Here is an 18,723-nt window from a genome sequence, read left to right on the forward strand (position 1 = left end):
GATCTGGCTCCCTGGTCAATCGCGCAGGCCGCGGCCGGTTAGCTGGAGGAACACCGCTTCCAGGTTCGGCTCGCGCATGTCAATGGAATGAATCTTGATGCCGCGGTCGTTGGCGCGCGTCACCACCGGCGCCAGGATTTCCTCCGCCTGGTGTGTAGTCAGCGCGATCTCGTGATCGGTGACGTTGACCTGCAAAACGCCTGCAATGGGGCGCAGCGACTGCGCCAGCGCCTCGGCGTCTTCGTCCGCGCCGACGTGCAGGACCAGGGTCTCGTTCTCGCCCACCTGGCGGGTCAGCTCGGCCTGGCTGCCCAGGGCGATCAGTTCGCCGTGGTCCATGATGCCAACCCGGTGCGAAAGCTCCTGGGCCTCCTCCATGTAGTGGGTGGTGTAGAGGATGGTCATGCCCTGGCGGTTCAGCTCCTTGACCGAGTCGAGGATGGCGCGGCGGGACTGCGGGTCAATACCGACGGTCGGCTCGTCCATGAAGAGCAGCCGGGGCTTGTGCAGCAGGCCAACGCCGATGTTGACGCGGCGTTTCATGCCGCCGGAGTAGGTCTTGACGCGCTCTTTGGCGCGCCCGGTCAGGCCGATCTGCGCCAGCACCTCGTCCACGCGAGCGGCCAGCGCCTTGCCGGCCAGGCCGTACATCTGGCCCCAGAAGACCAAGTTTTCGCGGGCGGTCAGGTCGTCGTAAAGGGCCAGTTCCTGCGGCACAACGCCGATAGCCCGGCGCACATCCATCGGACTGCGGGTCACGGAATGGCCGGCGATGACTGCATCCCCGCGGGTGGGTGCGTAGAGGGTGGAAAGCACCGAGATGGTGGTGGTCTTGCCTGCGCCGTTGGGGCCGAGCAGGCTGAAGATCTCACCCTCCTGGACCGCGAAGGAAATGCCTTTCACCGCGGTGAAGTTGCCGTACTGCTTGACCAGTTCATAAACTTCGAGAATTGGAGACATATGTATCCCGTCCTTCACGTCGAAGACGTTGTTCCTGCCTTGTTGAACGCCGCCGCGACGATCTCCTGCGCCTCGCTGAAGATCAGCTTGAGGTGCTGCGCGCCGCGGAAGCTCTCCGCATAGATTTTGTAGATGTCCTCCGTGCCCGACGGCCGGGCCGCAAACCAGCCGTTCTCAGTGACCACCTTCAAACCGCCGATTGGCGCCTGGTTGAAGGGCGCACGGGTCAGCCTGGCAACGATCCGCTCGCCTGCCAGGTCCTGCGCGGCGACCATGTCTGGCGACAGCCGTTCCAGCGCGGCCTTTTGGGCCGGCGTGGCGACGACATCGGCGCGTTCATAGACCGGGCTGCCGAATTGCGCGGTCAGGTTCCGGTAATGCTCGCCCGGATCGCGGCCTGTCACCGCGGTGATCTCGGCCGCCAACAGGTCGAGGATGATGCCATCCTTGTCGGTGGTCCACACGGCGCCATCCTGACGCAGGAAGGACGCGCCCGCGCTCTCTTCGCCGCCGAAGCCAAAGGAGCCGTCCACCAGGCCATCCACGAACCACTTGAAGCCCACGGGCACCTCACACAACCGTCGGCCCAGGGAGGCTGCCACGCGGTCAATCATAGAACTGGACACCAGCGTCTTGCCCACGGCCGCGTCCGCTCGCCAGCCGGGCCGGTTCTGGAACAGATACCAGATGGCAACGGCCAGGTAGTGGTTTGGATTCATCAGCCCGACGCTGGGCGTGACAATGCCATGCCGGTCCGCGTCCGTGTCGTTGCCGAAAGCGATGTCGAAACGGTCCTTCAGCCCGATCAGGCTCGCCATGGCATAGGGCGACGAGCAGTCCATGCGAATTTTGCCGTCCTTGTCCACGGTCATGAAGGAGAAGGTAGGATCTATTCTTGGATTGACCACGGTCAGGTTCAAGCCGTAGGTCTCCGCAATCGGCTCCCAATAGGCCACACTGGCGCCGCCCATAGGATCAGCCCCGATCCGAAGGCCAGACGCGACGATGGCCGGGAAGTTGATGACGTGGCGCAGGTCCGCCACGTAGGGGGTGATGAAATCGTAGAGGTGCGTGGTCCCGGCTTTCAGGGCGCGAGCCAGCGGCATGCGCTTGACGGCGCGCGCTGTGTCCTGCAGGATCAGGATCATTCTGCAGAATCTCATTGGCGCGGGTCTGTATCGCCTTCGTGACGGTGGTGTCGGCCGGGCCGCCGCTCGGTGGGTTATACTTGAAGCCGCCGTCGTCCGGGGGATTGTGCGAGGGTGTGATGACCACGCCGTCGGCCAGTCCGCTCGTCCGGCCGCGGTTGTGGGTGAGGATGGCATGGGAGATGACCGGCGTTGGGGTGTAGCCGCGGTCCGCATCAATCATGATCTCCTGCTCGTTGGCGGCAAACACCTCGATCGCGCTCATCAGCGCCGGCTCCGACAGGGCGTGCGAGTCCATGCCGATGAAGAGGGGGCCGGTGATGCCCTGCGCCCGGCGATACTCACAGATGGCCTGCGAGATCGCCAGGATGTGGCTTTCGTTGAAACTGCCCTTGAGGGACGAGCCGCGGTGCCCGGAGGTGCCGAAGGCCACGCGCTGCGCCGGGTTGGCCGGATCCGGCTCCCCGGTGTAGTAGGCCGAAATCAGGCGCGGCACATTGACAAGGGTCTCGGGGGGGGCCGGCTTGCCCGCCAGCAGGTGTAAGCTCATAGCGAAGCTCCTTTCTCGCTTAGAAATAGAGTCAACAGGTTCATCCCTTCTCTCCGGGAATCGAATCTTCAACTTCCAACCCGAAACCGCTTGATCGCGTTGATCAAGCCATTGGTGGAAGCATCGTGGGTGCATACATCGCCCTCGGCCTGAAGCTCCGGCAAGATGGCCGTGGCGAGCTGCTTGCCCAACTCAACGCCCCACTGATCGAAGGAGTTGATATCCCAGATCGCGCCCTGCGTGAAGATCTTGTGCTCGTACAGCGCGATGAGTACACCGAGAACGGTCGGCGTCAGCTTCGGATAGAGCAAGGAGTTGGTCGGCCGGTTGCCGGTGAAGGTCTTGTGGATCGCCAGCCTGTCCAGCTCTGGCCCGGGCTGCCGGCCCGCGGCTATCAGCTCGGCGCGGGCCTCCGCCGTCGTTTTGCCCTTCATCAGCGCTTCGGTCTGGGCCAGGTAGTTCGAGAGCAGGATGGAATGATGATCGCCCCGCGGGTTGTGGCTTTGGGCCGCGGCCAGGAAGTCGCACGGGATGAGTTTGGCGCCCTGGTGGATCAACTGGTAAAAGGCATGCTGACCGTTGGTGCCGGGCTGCCCCCAGATGATCGGGCCGGTCGTGTAGTCCACCCACTCGGCATTGCGGGTGACGCCCTTGCCGTTGCTCTCCATGTCGCCCTGCTGGAAGTAGGACGGAAAATGCACCAGGTATTGGTCGTAGGGCAGAATGGCGTGCGACTGGGCGTCGAAGAAGTTGTTGTACCAGATGCCGAGCACGCCCAGGATCACAGGCAGGTTCTGGCCGAACGGGGCCGACCGGAAATGTTCGTCCACCGCGTGCGCGCCGGCCAGCAGCGCCTCGAAGTTGTCCATCCCCAGGTAGAGCGCAATCGAGAGGCCGATCGCCGACCACAGCGAGTAGCGGCCGCCCACCCAGTCCCAGAACTCGAACATGTTCTTCGGGTCAATGCCGAACTTCGTCACCGCGGCCGTGTTGGTGGACATGGCCGCGAAATGCCTGGCCACCGCGGCTTCGGCCTGGGCGGGTGCAAGACCTGCCCCTACGGCCGCGGCCAGGAACCAGGCCCGCGCGGTCCCCGCGTTGGTCATCGTTTCCTGGGTGGTGAAAGTCTTGGAAGCCACCAGGAACAGCACGGTCTCCGGGTTGACGAGTTTCAGGGTTTCGACCAGGTCGGTGCTGTCTACGTTGGAAACGAAATGGACGCGCAGAGGCGGGCCTGACGACCGCCCGCCGTAGGGCTTCAGCGCCTCACAGACCATCTTAGGCCCCAAATCCGAGCCGCCGATGCCGATGTTGACGATATCGGTGATGGCCTGGCCGCTGTAGCCGCGCCACGCGCCCGACCGCACCGCCTGGCTGAACTCGCGCATGTGCGCCAGCACCCGATTGACCGCAGGCATGACGTCCACGCCATCCACCAGGATCGGCCGGTTGGCGCGATTGCGCAGGGCAATGTGAAGCACCGCGCGCTTTTCCGTGTTGTTGTATTTTTCACCGGAGAACATCGCTTCGATCTTCGCTTGCAGGCCGGCCTGGCGTGCGAGATCGAGCAACAGCGCCATCGTTTTTTCGGTGATGCGATTCTTGGAGTAATCGAGCAGGATGTCGCCCAGCCGCAGCGAGAAACGCTCGCAGCGCTGCGGATCCTGGGCAAAGAGGTCCCGCATGTGACGATCGGCCATCTCCCTTTGATGCGCAGCCAATGCCTGCCAGGCAGGCAATTCTTTGAGTACAGGCATACTTGCCACCTTTACATCCTGAGCAGTTACGCTCTACAGCAGTCCTTCCGCGATCTTCACCACGTTTTCCACCGTGAAGCCGAATTTCTCGAAGACCGTGGCCGCGGGGGCCGAGGCGCCAAAGCGGTCAATGCCCAGCACACGGCCCTGTGAGCCAACCCAACGATGCCAGCCCATCGTCACACCGGCTTCCACCGCCAGCCGCGCCGTGATCTCCGGCGGCAGCACCGCGTTCTGATAGGCGGCGTCCTGCTCGCCGAACAGCTCCCAACTGGGGAACGAAACCAGGCGAACTGTGACGCCCTGTGCAGCCAGGCGCTGTCCGGCCTCGACGATCAGGCTCACCTCCGAACCGCTCGCCATCAGGATGATCTGTGGTTGGCCCTCTCCCAGGTCGGCCAGCACGTAAGCGCCCCTGCGCACACCCGCGGCCGGCGCGACGACGGACCGATCCAGCGTAGGCAGGTTCTGTCGGGTCAGCACCAGGGCCGTGGGGCGGTGGCGATTTTCGATGGCGATCTTCCAGGCCTCGCGCGCCTCGTTGGCGTCCGCGGGGCGCAGGGCCGTCAGGTTGGGGATGGCCCGCAGCGCGGCCATCTGCTCCACCGGCTGGTGGGTGGGGCCATCCTCGCCCACGCCGATGCTGTCATGGGTAAAAATGAAGATGGCGCCCAGGTGCGAAAGCGCAGCCATGCGCAGCGCGGGGCGCATGTAATCGGAGAAGACCATGAACGTCGCGCCGAAGGGAATGACGCCGCCGTGGTAGGCCATGCCATTGACCACCGCGCCCATGCCGTGCTCGCGCACGCCGAAATGCAGGTTGCGTCCTTCGCGGCAATCAGGGGCAAACGCAGGGCTGTTGTTCATCCAGGTGACGGTCGAGGGCGCCAGGTCGGCCGAGCCGCCCACCAGGTCAGGAAGGCGGTCGGCCAGGGCGTTGAGCACCTTGCCAGATGAGGCGCGCGAGGCGAGTCCTTTGGCATCGGGCGGGAAGACGGGCAGGGTGTCGGCCCAACCATCCGGCAGTTGGCCGGCCAGGCGGCGCTCGAGTTCAGCGGCCAGTTCGGGGAACGCGGCGCGGTAGGCTGCAAACTTCTGCTGCCACGCCTGTTCCAGCTCGGCGCCGCGTGCCGCGGCCTGGCGGAAGAAGGCCAGGGCCTCATCGGGTACGTAGAAGCGGGGTTCCTGGGGCCAGCCCAGGTTGTCCCTGGCCGCATTCAGTTCTTTGTCGCCTGGCGGCTCGCCATGCGCCTTGGCGGTGCCCTGGCGGGTGGGCAGCCCGTAGCCGATGATGTTGCGCACCACGATGAGCGAGGGCCGCGGGTCCGCTTTGGCTGCCTGGATGGCCCGGTCAATGGTCTCCACATCCAGCCCGTCGGCCACAGCCTGGACATGCCAGCCGTAGGCCTCGAAGCGCTTGCCGCGGTCTTCGGTGAACGCGATCTCCGTGGAGCCTTCGATGGAAATGCGGTTGTCGTCGTAGAGGTAGATGAGCTTGCCCAGGCCCAGGTGACCGGCCAGCGACGCGGCCTCCGCGGCGACGCCTTCCATCAGATCGCCATCGGTGACGATGGCGTAGGTGTAATGATCAATGATTTCATATCCCGGCCGGTTATAGACCTTGGCCAGGTGCGCCTCGGCGATAGCCATGCCAACGCCGTTGCTCAGGCCCTGCCCCAGAGGGCCGGTGGTGGCATCCACGCCGGGCGTCAGGCCGTACTCCGGGTGGCCGGGCGTCAGGCTGTCCCACTGGCGGAAGCGCTTCAATTCGTCCAGCGGCAGATCATAGCCGGTCAGGTAGATCAGGCTGTACAGGAGCATGGAGCCATGCCCGCCGGACAGGATGAAGCGGTCGCGGTTGGCCCAGGCCGGGTTGGCCGGGTTGTGGCGCAGGTGGCGGGTCCAGACTGCGTAGGCCATGGGCGCCGCGCCCATGGGCAAGCCCGGATGTCCCGAATTGGCCTGCTGAATGCCGTCCGCAGAAAGGAAGCGAATGGTATTGATAGCTAATGCTTGAAGTTCTTTGGTTTCCTGCATGACAATCCTCACGAATTTAGATATCGCTCCCATTATCGCACGGGGATGCCTGACAGTCAAAGCGCCTGCATTCACCTTTGTCATCGTCGGCAGGAAACAGGATCTTCAGAAAACGCCCCTGCCCATCTCCGCCTTCGGCGCAGATGGGCAGGGGCGAGGAGTCTGCGTCAAAATTAACGGTGGACGAGATGGATCACCCGGCGCAGGCCAGCGCCTCCAGCACGGGCAGGCCGAAGCCTTCGTAGAGCGATGGGAAGACGAACACCTCGGCCAGGCTGTAGAGCGCCGGTTTGTCGGCTTCATCCACCCAGCCGGTGAAGATGACGCGGCCCGCGATCCCCAGCTCGGCGGCCAGGGGTCGCGGGTCGGGCGCAAACGCGCGGTCGTGCGCCGGCAAGCGCCCCGCAATCACCAGCATCACGTCGGCGGGCAGCGCGGGCAGCGCCTGGGCAAACGCGGCCAGCACTGCGCCGACGTTCTTGCGCGTGTCGAAGCCGCCCATGTAGAGCACGAAGCGCAAGGGCAGCCCGTAGCGGGCGCGCACCGCAGCCAGCCGGGCCGAGTCGCTGATGCGCCGGAAGTCCGCGCCGGGCGCCAGGTAGGTCACGCGCACGCGCGCCGGCGGGATGTGCAAGTGTTCGATGATGTCCTGTCGCGAGGCTTGTGAATCGGTCAGCACCAGGCGGGCGCGGCGCGCACTGCGGCTGACCAGCCAGGTGTAGAGCCGCTGCCGCGGGCCGCCGCGGTAGGCCGGCAGCCGCAGTGGGATCAGATCATGGATGGTGACAACTAGCGGGCACGGCGTCCACAGCGGCGCGGCCCAGTAGGGCACGTGCGCCAGCGTCGCCTGCCATTGACGGCACGCGCGGGGAAAGCCGATCTGCTCGAACCAGAGCTTGGCTAAATTTTCGCCGCGCAACCAGGACGGCGGCGCGGCCACGATCACCTGCCAGCCGGGCGGCGCGGTCAGCGGCCGCGGCGCGGCCAATCCCCAGGCGGCAGCCGGCGCGACCTGGGGAAGCTGCTGCGCCAACTGCTGCACATACTGCCCGCTGCCGGTCGTTTCCTGGCCCCAAAACCAGGCATTGAGCAGCACGCGCGCCGGGCCGATTTGCCCGTCACCTGCGCTGCTCATGGCGCGGCCGGCGCAAGGGCCGGGTCTGCGGCCAGGTCAATCCAGGTTGCGCCGGTCACGGCCTGCAGCTCAGCCGGCGTCAGGCACAGCATGGTGCGGTCGTCGCCGCCCCCGCCGTAAACCACATCCCAGCGCGCCACCGCGCGGTCGAGTAGAACCGGCACGCGGCTGATGTGGCCGAAGGGCGGCACCCCGCCGACCGGATAGCCCAGGACGCGCAGCACCGTGGCCGCTTCTGCCAGCTTGATCTGCTTCTTGCCCACGCCGAAGTGCGCGGCCAGCGCGCGGCGGTCCACCAGGTCATCCCCGCTGGCAATGACCAGCCACGCCGCGCCCTGCACCTCGAACAAGAGCGATTTGATGATCTGGCCGGCTGCGACGCCCAGCGCCGCGGCCGCGGCCGGGACGGTGGGTGTATCCACGGCCATGGGAATCAACTCAGCGGCCAGGCCCGCGTCCCGGATGAACGCGGCCAGGTCGAGCGGTGTAAGATACGGGTGAATCATAGGACCAGATCCAAGACCTCCGAAGTATGCGTTTGCGGCCTGCACAGTCTGCAAGGTGAGACTTCCGAAGTTTGCGCGACTGCGGAAGTCTATCAGACTTCAGATGTGCGCGCCACTTTCGACCCAGGCATCGGCCATGCGGCGGTCGTCTTCCAGGCGCAGCGCCTGCGCCACGCCTTCCAGGGTCACGACACGGGCGGCCAGTTCGCGCAGCAGTTCCATGGTCGGGTCGGGCAGGCGGTTGTGCTGCAGGTCCTCGTGCGCGGGTTCGGGCAGGGGGTCGCCGTTACGCCCGCGCACGCGTCCGGGCACGCCGGAAACCACGGAGCCGGGCGGCACATCCTTGACGACGACCGCGTTGGCGCCGACGCGGCTGTGCGCGCCGATGCGAATTGGCCCCAGGATTTGCGCGCCGGCGCCGACCACCACGTGATCCTCCAGGGTGGGATGGCGTTTGATCTTCTCCCAGCTCACGCCGCCCAGGGTGACGTTGTGGTAGAGGGTGACATGGGCGCCGATCTCGGCCGTTTCGCCGATGACGGTGCCCATGCCGTGGTCAATGAAGAAGCCCGGGCCGATCTGCGCGCCCGGGTGAATCTCGATGCCGGTTACCGCGCGCGCCACGTGGCTGACCCCGCGGGCCAGCAGCCGACGCTTGCGCTGCCAGAGCCAGTGCGCCACGCGATGCAGCCACACCGCATGGAGACCGGGGTAGAACAGCACCACTTCGGTCACGCTGCGCGCGGCCGGGTCACGGGCAAAGATCACCTGAATGTCCTGACGAAGTGTTTCGAGCATGTTCTTTTTCCTCATCCCCCCCCTACCCCCCTTCTCCTCTCCGCGGTGCGGAGAGGAGAAGGGGCCGGGGGTTGAGGAGAGGCCGCGTTACTGCAGGTCGGCATACAGCACCGAGCTGAGATAGCGCTCGCCGTAGGAGGCGACCACGGCCAGGATGCGCTTGCCGGCGTTTTCCGGGCGCTGCGCCAGGCTGACCGCGGCATGCACGGCCGCGCCCGAGCTGATGCCGACGAGCAGTCCTTCTTCCTGCGGCAGGCGGCGGGCCATCGCAATCGCTTCGTCATTGGTCACGCGCACGATCTCATCAATCAGGTCGGTCTGCAGCACACTGGGCACGAAGCCGGCGCCGATGCCCTGAATCTTGTGACTGCCGGCCTTGCCGCCGGAGAGGACCGGGGAGGCGTCTGGCTCGACCGCCACGATGCGCAGATGCGGCAAGCGCGGCTTGAGCGCCTGACCCACGCCGGTCAATGTGCCGCCGGTGCCGACGCCGGAGACGAAGATGTCCAACTGACCGTCGGTGTCGCGCCAGATCTCCTCGGCCGTGGTCAGCCGGTGAACCTCCGGGTTGGCGGGGTTGTCGAACTGCTGCAGCATCAGGTAGCGTGGGTTAGAATCCAGGATTTCCTGCGCCTTGCGGATCGCGCCGGGCATCCCCTCCGCGCCCGGGGTCAGGATCAGCTCCGCGCCAAACGCGCGCAACAGCTTGCGCCGTTCGATACTCATCGTGTCCGGCATCACCAACAGGCACTTGTAGCCTTTGGCCGCGGCCACCAGCGCCAGGCCGATGCCGGTGTTGCCGCTGGTTGGCTCCACCAGGATGGTGTCCGGGCCGATCTTGCCGGCCTTTTCCGCCGCGGCGATCATGCTCTTGGCGATGCGGTCTTTGACGCTGGCGCCGGGGCTGAAGAACTCCAGCTTGACCAGCACTTCGGCCGCCGCGCCGCCCGTCACCCGGTGCAGGCGCAGCAGGGGGGTGTTCCCGATCAAATCGGTTACGTTGTTGGCAATGTTCGACATCGTTCGATCTCCTCTGGCTTGGAAGTTTCTGAAAAACAGGCTTGGAAATAAAAAGGACTCATCCCGGCGCCAGGCCGTGCGGATGAGTCCTTTTTCGTCGCCAGACGGGTCGCCGCCCCAGAAGGGCGTCAGTCCGTCAAGCGACTGTCATATGATATGAAAATGTCAGCGCCGTCCTCGCGCCTCACGACTCATCGCTCGCACGCAATAATAGCGGGGTGCCCGGCCGAGACCGGTACACGCCCGCTTGCAACACGAGCAAGTGGAGAACCAAAACAGAAAATGCGGCTTGGACGTTCGCGTAAACATGGGGCAAAGTGTAACCAAGCATGGCTGATTTGTCAAATCGTCTTGACGGCTGACGGCCGTTCGATACAGAGGGCGATTTTCTCTGGTATGCCTGTTCGTGTTACAATGAGATAAGAGTCGAGATGATCGTTCAGATAGGGTAGGAGATTAGGCATCCGATGTCAGCGGTATCCCAAACCATCCAAACCGAGACTGCAGCCCCACCCATGACGGCGAGACACGCCAACGGCAACAGCAGACCAGGCGCCCGGTCCGTAGCGCAGATTCGCGCTCTCTTGCAGGCGCATCGGGTGAGATTGGCGCAACATTACCACGTGTCATCCATCGGGATATTTGGCTCATATGCATTCGGGCAAGCGAACACCCAAAGCGACCTGGACATTCTGGTCGAGTTCTCGCAAACGCCGAATCTTTTTCAGATGATGGACCTGGAAGATGATTTGTCCAATTTATTGGGTATCCCAATAGACCTTGTGACTCGCAGATCACTCAGGGGCGAGATCGGGAGACGAATCCTGGCGGAGGTTGTTCCGGTATGACTGCTCACGAGGGGGGGGGCGCCGGGAGGGGGGGGGGGGGGGGGGGGGGGGCGGCGGGGGAAGGCGGGGGGGGGCGGGGGGGGGGGGGGGGGGGGGACCGGGGGGAGGGGGGGGGGGGGGGGGGGGGGGGGGGGGGGGGGGGGGGGGGGGGGCTCCGCGGGGGCGAGGGGAGTTTCCGCCGGATGAATGTAGGAGATTGATGTATGATTCAGCCGATTACAGAGCTGACCGCCGCGCAGTTGCGCCGTCGAATGCAATTGACCAGCCTGCCCTTCACCACCACGGCGGACGCGCCTGAGCTCAACGAGATCATCGGCCAGGAACGCGCCACCCGCGCGATCGAGTTCGGCATCGAAATCCCTTACCAGGGCTACAACATCTTTGCCATGGGGCCGGTGGGCGCGGGCAAGACCACGATCATCACCGGATTTTTGCAGCGCAAAGCCCAAACACGGCCTGTACCCCACGATTGGGGCTACGTTCACAACTTCAACGACCCAGACCGTCCTCACGCCCTGCGTTTGCCCCCGCGCGGCGGCGCCGGTGTGCGCGCTGAGGTTGACCAGCTTCTCAACCAAGTGGCCGAAACGCTGAGCAAGGCCTTCACCAGCGAACAGTACGCGGAACACCGCGGCGCCCTGGTGCATCAGTTGGACCAACAGCGGGCCGACCGCCTGCGCCAGCTCGATCAGTTCGCGCGCGAGCAAGGCTTCGTGTTAGTACGCCTGCCTATGGGGTTGATGGTTTCACCGCTCAAAGACGGCCAGGCGATGTCGCAGGAGCAGTTCGAAGCCCTGAGCGAGGAAGAGAAGCAGGTCTTTCACACACGCGAACCGATAATCCAGGATGCCCTGGAGCGCACGATGCGCCAGGTGCGCGAAATCAACGACGAGGCAGAGGTGCGCCTGACCAACCTGGACCGCGAGATTGCAGCAGTGACCACCAAGCCGCTGTTCGACCGCGTCGAGGCCGCCTACGCGGACTGGCCCGATATCACCGAATTCCTGAGCAGCGTCCATACCCACATCAGTGAGCACACCGACGACCTCAGGCGCCCGGCTGAGGCAGAAGAAGAGTCGGAGGGCGCGCAGGGCGGCGCAGAGGGCGAAAGCGCCCAGCCCTCGCTCTGGTTTCGCCCGGCCGCCGGGTCGCCGTATGATCGCTACCGCCTGAATGTCATCGTGGATAACAGCGCGCTCACCAACGCGCCGGTCGTCCTGGAGACCAACCCCACGTATCTCAACCTGATCGGCCGCGTGGAGATGCGGGCCGAATATGGCGCGCTGGTCACCGATTTTCGCCATATCAAGGCTGGGGCGTTGCATCGGGCCAACGGCGGCTACCTGGTGCTCGATGCGCGCAGTCTGCTGCGCCAACCGCTGGCCTGGGAGGCGCTCAAGCAGGCGCTGCGCAATCAGTGCATCCGCATCGAAGAGATGGGCCAGCAGATGGGCGTCCTGGCGACCGCCAGCCTGGCGCCCGAACCGATTCCGTTGGATGTCAAAGTGGTGCTCATCGGCGACCCCTCCACGTATTACCTGCTGTACGAGTACGATGAGCAGTTCGAGAAACTGTTCAAGGTGCGCGCCGATTTTGCCGTGGAAATGGCGTGGACCGCGGAGAACGAGCAGAAGATCGCCCAATTCATCCGCAGCCGCTGCGAGGAAGAACATCTGCCGCACTTCGACATCAGCGGGGTGGCAAAGGTGATGGAGTACAGTGGCCGCCTGGTGGAGGATCAGCGCAAGCTCACCACCCGCTTTGCGCATGTGACCGACATTGTGCGCGAAGCGGCCTTCTGGGCGCAGCGCGCCGGTCACACCCTGGTGACGGCCGCCGATGTGGATAAGGCGATTGACGAGCGGGTCTATCGCTCCAACCAGTTCGAAGAACGCCTGCGCGAGATGATCGCCGACGGCAAGATCATGATCGCCACGCAGGGCGCCATTGTCGGGCAGATCAACGGCCTGGCCGTGCTGCAGTTGGGCGATTACAGTTTTGGGCGGCCCAGCCGCATCACCGCACGCACCTATGAGGGGCGGTCGGGCATTGTGAGCATCGAACGTGAGGCGCGGCTCAGCGGCCGCATTCACGACAAGGGCACGCTCATCATCACAGGGCTGTTGGGCGGCCGCTATGCGCAGGACAAACCGCTGAGCCTCAACGCCAGCATCACCTTCGAGCAGGCCTATGACAGCATTGATGGCGACAGCGCCTCCGCGGCCGAGTTGATTGCGCTGCTCTCCAGCCTGGCCGACGCGCCGATCAAACAGTCCCTGGCTGTCACCGGCTCGATCAACCAGCACGGCGAAATCCAGGCCATCGGCGGGGTCAGTGACAAGATCGAGGGCTTTTTCGAAGCCTGCAAGGCGATGCCTCCCGGTCTCAGCGGCGAGCAGGGCGTGGTCATCCCCGCCAGCAACGTATCGAACCTGATGCTCAAAGAAGATGTGGTGACCGCGGTGGCCGCCGGGCAATTCCACATCTACCCGGTGCGCACCCTGGATGAGGCGATCGAGCTGCTGACTGACGTACCCGCCGGTGAGCGCGGGGCCGAGGGCGCCTACCCGCCAGACACCATCAATGGCCGTGTGGACCGTCGCCTGCGCCAGTTGGCCGAGCAGTTGCAGCGCTTTGGACGCCCGCCGGCCAAAGAGGGCCATTCGAAATCGGCGCGCGAGCCGGAAAAACAACCTCCGCACGAGCCTGAGCTGCCAACGGATGAACCGGAACCGCCGCGGCCGCAAACGACCGCGCGGCGGCGCCACCAACCGCGACCGCCCTGGGCGATGACCCCATGAATCGCGCGGATGACGAACCCCGCCATCAGGCGCGATTTCAATCGCTACTCGTCATCGAACACGCGACGGTCATGACCCCGTGGCTGCGGCTCGACGACCACAGCGTCTGGCTGCAAGGCGGTCGCATCACCGCGCTGGCGCCAACCGCTGAACTGCCGCCGCCGGCCAACGCCACATGCATTGCGGCCGAGGGCCTGATAGCAACCCCCGGCTGGCTGGACCTGCAGTGCAACGGCGGCTGCGGCCATGACTTTACGCACGACCCCTCTTCCCTGTGGACGGTGGCCGCCCGGCTGCCGACCCATGGTGTGACCGCCTTCCTGCCCACCATCATCACCGCGGCTCCGGAGGTCGTGACCCACGCGCTGGCGATCTGGCGCTCTGGGCCGCCGTCCGGTTGGCGCGGGGCGCGGCCACTCGGACTTCACCTGGAAGGGCCATTCCTGAATCCGGGCAAGAAAGGCGCCCATGATCCCGCGTTCATGCGCCAGCCCAGCCTGGACGCCATCGCCGGTTGGACACCGGCCAACGGGGTGCGCCTGGTGACGCTGGCGCCCGAACTGCCGGGCGCACTGGCGGTCACCGCGGCGCTGCGCGACCGCGGGATCGTCGTCAGCGCCGGCCATTCGCTGGCCAGCTTCGACGAGGCGCAGGCTGGCTTCCAGGCCGGCGTCAACATGGGCACCCATCTCTTCAACGCCATGCCCACCCTGCAATCGCGCGCGCCTGGCCTGGCCGGCGCCCTGTTGACCACCGCGGGTGTTGTGACCGGCCTGATCGCTGATGGCATCCATGTGCATCCGGCCCTGGTGCGCCTGGCCTGGCAGTGCAAAGGCAGCCAGGATCTGGCCCTGGTCACCGATGCCATGGCGGCCCTGGGTATGCCGGACGGCGTCTATCACCTGGGCGGTTACGAGGTCACGGTCGCGCAGCAGACGGCGCGCCTGGCCGATGGCACCCTGGCCGGCAGCGTCCTCGCCCTGGATGTGGCCCTGCGCAACCTGGCGGCCTTCAGCGGTTGTTCGCTGCACGAGGCGCTGCCCACCATCACCAGCACGCCGGCCCGGCTGCTTGGCCTGGACAGGCCGGAGGCGAGCGCCGCGGCCGGTCTGCCCGGCACCCTGGGGAGCATTCGAGCGGGCGCCGCGGCCGACCTGACCCTGGTCACGCCACAGGGCGAGGTAGTCATGACCATCGTCGGCGGTGAAATTTTCAAGGCCGCCGAATGAATTCGGGGCGAAGGGAGCCGCCGAATGAATTCGGGGCGAAGGGGCGTTCCGCCGCAAGGTCGGCCTGCGCCGACCAGCATCGCGTCCACGCAGGTGGACGCCCGGCGGCACGCCCTTTAGGCGCGATTTCAATCGCTCTGGCACTCTGGCACGGAGGCACGTATGAGCCTGCACAGTGAGATTTGCGAGCAGCCGCAGCGCCTGGCGGACCTGTTGGTCGGGCAGCGCGGCCAGGTCGAACGGATCGCGGCCGCCATTCGCGACAGGGATGTGCGCTTTGCCTTTCTGGCCGCCCGCGGCACGTCAGACAACGCCGGGCGCTATGCGATGTATCTGTGGGGCGCACGCAACGGGCTGCCGCTGGCCCTGGCCGCGCCCTCGCTGTTCACCTTTTACCAACAGCCGCCGCGTCTGCGTGATGCCCTGGTCGTTGGCGTGTCGCAGTCGGGCCAATCGCCCGACATCGTGCAGGTGCTGGCGGAGGGGCGGCGGCAGGGCTGCCTGACGCTGGCAATCACCAACGCGCCGGCGTCGCCGCTGGCGCAGACGGCCGATTTTGTGCTCGACATCCAGGCCGGGCCAGAGCACGCGGTGGCCGCGACCAAGACCTACACCGCCGAGCTGATGAGCATCGCTATGCTGTCGGCCGCGCTGAGCGATGATGCGGCCGCCTGGCAGGAGCTGAGGGCGGTTCCGAGCTGGATAGAAACGGTTTTGCAGCAGGATGAGACGCTGCGTGATCTGGCGCGGCGCTATCGTTTCTTGCAGCAGTGCGTGGTGATCGGCCGCGGCTATAACTACGCCACCGCGTTCGAATGGTCATTGAAGCTCAAGGAGTTGACCTACGTGCAGGCGGAGCCTTATTCGGCGGCCGATTTTCAGCACGGGCCGATGGCGATGATCGAGCCGGGCTTTCCGGTGCTGGCGGTGGCGCCCAGCGGTCGCATGGCCGCGTCGCTGCTGGAATTCATCACCTACCTGCGCCGCCAGCAGCAGGCCGATTTGATGGTGCTGTCGGATCAAGCGTCCAGCCTGGCCCTGGCGCAGGCGCCGGTCAGCCTGCCGGCGGGCATCCCCGAATGGCTCAGCCCCTTGGTCAGCATCGTGCCGGCGCAGCTCTTTTGCTATCACCTGACGCGCGGCAAGGGATTCGATACCGAACAGCCGCGCAGCATCCATAAAATCACGGAAACGCGCTAAGAAACCACCGCCCGGGGGAGCGGCGGCCGGTCGGCGTCAGGCCGACCTTGCGGCGGGACGCCCCTTCGCCCCGAATTCATTCGGCGGCGCCGGCCGGTCGGCGTCAGGCCGACCTTGCGGCGGGACGCCCCTTCGCCCCGAATTCATTCGGCGGCGGCGGTTGCCTGCAGAGTTTCCAGACGAGGAGTTCATCATGCAGCTCGAGCGAATTGCATTGCTGCCACTGCCGCCATCGCGGCTCTCACCCGCAGAGCAGTTGCGCGTGGCCGGTCATCGGGTGACGCCGCAGCGGGTGCTCTTGTTGCGCCTGCTCGAAGAGGCCAACGAGCACCTGGATGCCGAGTCGTTGTACCAGCGCGCCAGCGCGGAGGATGCCTCCATCAGCCTGGCCACGGTTTACCGCACGTTGGCGGTGTTCAAGAAACTGGGGCTGGTAGAACAACGCTATTTTGCGCGTGCTCACAGCAAAGAATACTACGAGCCAACCCGGCGCAGCGAGCACTATCACTTCACCTGCACCAACTGCGGCCGCGTGATCGAGTTCAGCACCCCGCTGATTGCGGAGGTCAGCCGCGCGGTGGGCGAGCGCCACGGGCTAAGGGTGACGCACGCCTGCGTCTGCTTCGAAGGGCTGTGCGACGCCTGTCAGGGCTGAACCGGCGCCGGTTGGCGCGGCGCGCATCAGGCGCGATTTCAATCGCCGGCCGTATCTTCTCAATTTGTAGGGGCGCACCCTTGCGGTCGCCCACGCGGGCAGGCGCAAGGCCATGCCCCTACCCCGGATTATTGAGAAGACACCGCCGGTCCGCCATCAGGGATAAGCCCTGTGATACATGGCGCGTGTGGCCGTCACCCGGAAACCCACCCCCTCGTACAGACGCACCGCGCCGGTCAGATTGGCCGCATCAACGTGCAGCCCCAGGCCGGGATGGCCCAACGCCGCGCCGGCCTGCAAGGAGGCGATGAGCAGGCCGCGGCCCAGGCCCTGCTGGCGCCAGGGTCGGCGCACCGAGAGCATACTGATCCAGCCGTGCTGATTTCCCCGCCGCGCCGCGGCGTCTGGCCCCATGTCGTTGATGGCGACGCCTGCCACCTCATCTCCGTCCCACACCACGAAACTGGCATCCGCATTGGCCCGGCCCTGCGCCTGCCGGTGCATGAACTCCGCGAATGGCATCTCAGCATGGTTCCAATGATCGGCAAAGGCTTCGTTGAGCGCCCGCCAGATCGCCTCATCGGCCCGTCGTTCGCTCCAGGTGCGCAGGGTCAAATGGGCCGGCAGCTCCAGCGCCGGCAGTGGTTCGGCCAGCGACCGCCGCATCTCGAAGAAGTAGCGCAGCGGCGTCATGTCAAACCCGCTGAACAGCGCCTCGACGCCCGTTTGCGTGGGGAACGCGCGGCCCGCCATGATCACCGGGCGGTTCAGTCCGGCTGAAACGGCCTGCACCCGCTGCCAATGCTGCTGCAGCAAGGCGCGGCCAATCCCGCGGCGGCGCCAGGCCGGATGAACCGCGCCGTCGGTCAGGTAGAAGTAGCCCTCGCTCCCGTCGCGCTGCATGGCAAGGACAAAGGCCACCACGCCCGCCCCTGGCATGACGGCCACGAATTGATCCTCCGGTCGCCGGACCGGGTCCGCCAGGTGAAAGCGCAGATCGGCCGCGGTCGTGTGCTCCGGCGTGCTGTCGGCCACCTCGGCCGCCTGCATGGCCCGCAGCGCCTCCTCGAAATCAGGCTCGACAAACGGGCGGATGACAAAAGGCATTGTTTGACTCATGGTCGGTTACACCATCTTCTGATAGAGATCGAACTGTTTGCTAACGGCCATGCCGGCGCGTTCGTAGAGCCGGGTAGCGCCGGTCGGATTGCTGGCGTCCACGCCCAGCCCCACCCAGGGGCGGCCCCGGCGGTAGAACTCGCCGAATGCCTGCTGCAAGAGCGCCTGGCCCAATCCCAGGCGGCGCCACGGGCGTCGCACCGAGAGAAGGCGCACCCAGCCCCCATCAAGTTCAGGAAAACAGAGCGCCGCGCCCGCGATTTCGGCGCCATCCTGGGCCAGAAACCAGAGCGTGGGGTCCAGGTTGCTGCGCTCCAGGTTCCAGGCGGCCCATTCCTCGAAAGGCGAGTAGGCGTGTTCCCAGTGATCTGCGAACGCATCTTCGACGGCCGCATGTACGGCGCGGGCATCGGCCGCAAGATCGAAGGGGCGCAGGGTGATGTTGGCCGGCCAGGCGGGCGGGGCCGGCGGCGCGGTCAGACCGATTTCCATGCGCCAGAAGTGGCGCACCACCTCGAAACCGTTCGTTTCCAGCAGGCGCTGCATGAACGGCTCCTCGTCATGCACGATCCCCTGCCTGAGCTTGATCGCCGCGCCCGGCGGCGCGGCCGCCACATGCCCGGCCACGCGGGCCTGGGCGCGATCGAAGAGGGCCAGGCCGACCGCCTGCTGTTCCGGCTCGTCCAGGGCCGGATGCACATACATGTCGGAATCGAGACGGCTGTGTGGTTCGCGCAACCAAACCTCGCCATAGCCCACCAGGCGGCCATCGGCCAGCGTGGCAACCCAGGCATCGGTTGCCGGGTTGAAGCGGGGCTGCTGCCAGTTGGTACGCAGATCGTCTTCGGTGGTATCGGGAACACCGAGCACGGCCACATCGAAGGCGATGATGAGATCAAGCACCGCCTGAAAATCGCTTGGCTGCACGGGGCGCAGTTGAAACTCGTGGTTGTTCATGAT

The 18,723-nt window shown here is 65.7% G+C and carries 14 protein-coding genes and 1 pseudogene; 5 read left to right on the top strand and 10 right to left on the bottom strand.

Annotated features, from left to right (window positions below; translation table 11 throughout):
* Nucleotides 1–15: 15 nt before the first annotated feature.
* The 8 genes and pseudogenes from IPM84_01935 to cysK all read right to left on the bottom strand — a co-directional run bounded on the left by IPM84_01935 (nucleotide 16) and on the right by cysK (nucleotide 9,911).
* The gene (locus IPM84_01935) at nucleotides 16–960 is read right to left on the bottom strand and encodes an ATP-binding cassette domain-containing protein (GenBank protein MBK9091534.1); all 945 of its coding nucleotides are present in this window, start codon (nucleotides 958–960) and stop codon (nucleotides 16–18) included.
* A gap of 14 nt (nucleotides 961–974) precedes the next feature.
* Nucleotides 975–2,658 (bottom strand): annotated as a pseudogene (locus IPM84_01940) (alpha-D-glucose phosphate-specific phosphoglucomutase).
* Nucleotides 2,659–2,726: 68 nt separating this feature from the next.
* A complete protein-coding gene (gene pgi, locus IPM84_01945) occupies nucleotides 2,727–4,415 on the bottom strand; it encodes a glucose-6-phosphate isomerase (GenBank protein MBK9091535.1) in 1,689 nt (562 codons plus the stop codon).
* A 33-nt stretch (nucleotides 4,416–4,448) separates the two neighbouring features.
* Complete coding sequence (tkt, locus tag IPM84_01950; GenBank protein ID MBK9091536.1) at nucleotides 4,449–6,452, bottom strand: transketolase; 2,004 nt, start codon at nucleotides 6,450–6,452, stop codon at nucleotides 4,449–4,451.
* A 193-nt stretch (nucleotides 6,453–6,645) separates the two neighbouring features.
* Nucleotides 6,646–7,587 (bottom strand): glycosyltransferase family 4 protein, encoded by a 942-nt coding sequence (locus IPM84_01955; GenBank protein MBK9091537.1) that lies wholly within the window; start codon nucleotides 7,585–7,587, stop codon nucleotides 6,646–6,648.
* Nucleotides 7,584–8,015: a YbaK/EbsC family protein gene (locus IPM84_01960; protein MBK9091538.1), complete on the bottom strand. Its 432-nt coding sequence runs from the start codon at nucleotides 8,013–8,015 to the stop codon at nucleotides 7,584–7,586. The genes IPM84_01955 and IPM84_01960 overlap by 4 nt, the downstream gene beginning before the upstream one ends.
* A gap of 177 nt (nucleotides 8,016–8,192) precedes the next feature.
* Nucleotides 8,193–8,891: a serine O-acetyltransferase gene (gene cysE / locus IPM84_01965; GenBank protein ID MBK9091539.1), complete on the bottom strand. Its 699-nt coding sequence runs from the start codon at nucleotides 8,889–8,891 to the stop codon at nucleotides 8,193–8,195.
* An 87-nt stretch (nucleotides 8,892–8,978) separates the two neighbouring features.
* On the bottom strand, nucleotides 8,979–9,911 hold the full coding sequence (gene cysK / locus IPM84_01970; protein ID MBK9091540.1) for a cysteine synthase A: 933 nt from the start codon (nucleotides 9,909–9,911) through the stop codon (nucleotides 8,979–8,981).
* Nucleotides 9,912–10,426: 515 nt separating this feature from the next.
* On the opposite strand from cysK, the gene IPM84_01975 reads away from it, so the two are divergent.
* The 5 genes from IPM84_01975 (at nucleotide 10,427) to IPM84_01995 (ending at nucleotide 16,644) form a co-directional block, all read left to right on the top strand.
* Nucleotides 10,427–10,759: a nucleotidyltransferase family protein gene (locus IPM84_01975; GenBank protein ID MBK9091541.1), complete on the top strand. Its 333-nt coding sequence runs from the start codon at nucleotides 10,427–10,429 to the stop codon at nucleotides 10,757–10,759.
* Nucleotides 10,760–10,962: 203 nt separating this feature from the next.
* Nucleotides 10,963–13,560 (top strand): AAA family ATPase, encoded by a 2,598-nt coding sequence (locus IPM84_01980; protein ID MBK9091542.1) that lies wholly within the window; start codon nucleotides 10,963–10,965, stop codon nucleotides 13,558–13,560.
* Nucleotides 13,557–14,789 (top strand): N-acetylglucosamine-6-phosphate deacetylase, encoded by a 1,233-nt coding sequence (gene nagA / locus IPM84_01985; protein MBK9091543.1) that lies wholly within the window; start codon nucleotides 13,557–13,559, stop codon nucleotides 14,787–14,789. The genes IPM84_01980 and nagA overlap by 4 nt, the downstream gene beginning before the upstream one ends.
* A 162-nt stretch (nucleotides 14,790–14,951) precedes the next feature.
* The gene (locus tag IPM84_01990; protein MBK9091544.1) at nucleotides 14,952–15,989 is read left to right on the top strand and encodes an SIS domain-containing protein; all 1,038 of its coding nucleotides are present in this window, start codon (nucleotides 14,952–14,954) and stop codon (nucleotides 15,987–15,989) included.
* Nucleotides 15,990–16,182: 193 nt separating this feature from the next.
* Nucleotides 16,183–16,644, top strand: a complete 462-nt coding sequence (locus tag IPM84_01995) for a transcriptional repressor (GenBank protein ID MBK9091545.1) — start codon at nucleotides 16,183–16,185, stop codon at nucleotides 16,642–16,644.
* Nucleotides 16,645–16,800: 156 nt separating this feature from the next.
* On the opposite strand, the gene IPM84_02000 is transcribed toward IPM84_01995, so the two are convergent.
* Entirely contained in the window at nucleotides 16,801–17,751 is a 951-nt protein-coding gene (locus IPM84_02000) for a GNAT family N-acetyltransferase (protein ID MBK9091546.1), read from the bottom strand.
* 18 nt (nucleotides 17,752–17,769) lie between these two features.
* Nucleotides 17,770–18,720: a GNAT family N-acetyltransferase gene (locus IPM84_02005; GenBank protein ID MBK9091547.1), complete on the bottom strand. Its 951-nt coding sequence runs from the start codon at nucleotides 18,718–18,720 to the stop codon at nucleotides 17,770–17,772.
* Nucleotides 18,721–18,723: the final 3 nt, after the last annotated feature.

It is taken from the genome of Candidatus Amarolinea dominans (assembly GCA_016719785.1).
In the GTDB taxonomy this organism is placed as follows: Bacteria; Chloroflexota; Anaerolineae; order SSC4; family Amarolineaceae; genus Amarolinea; species Amarolinea dominans.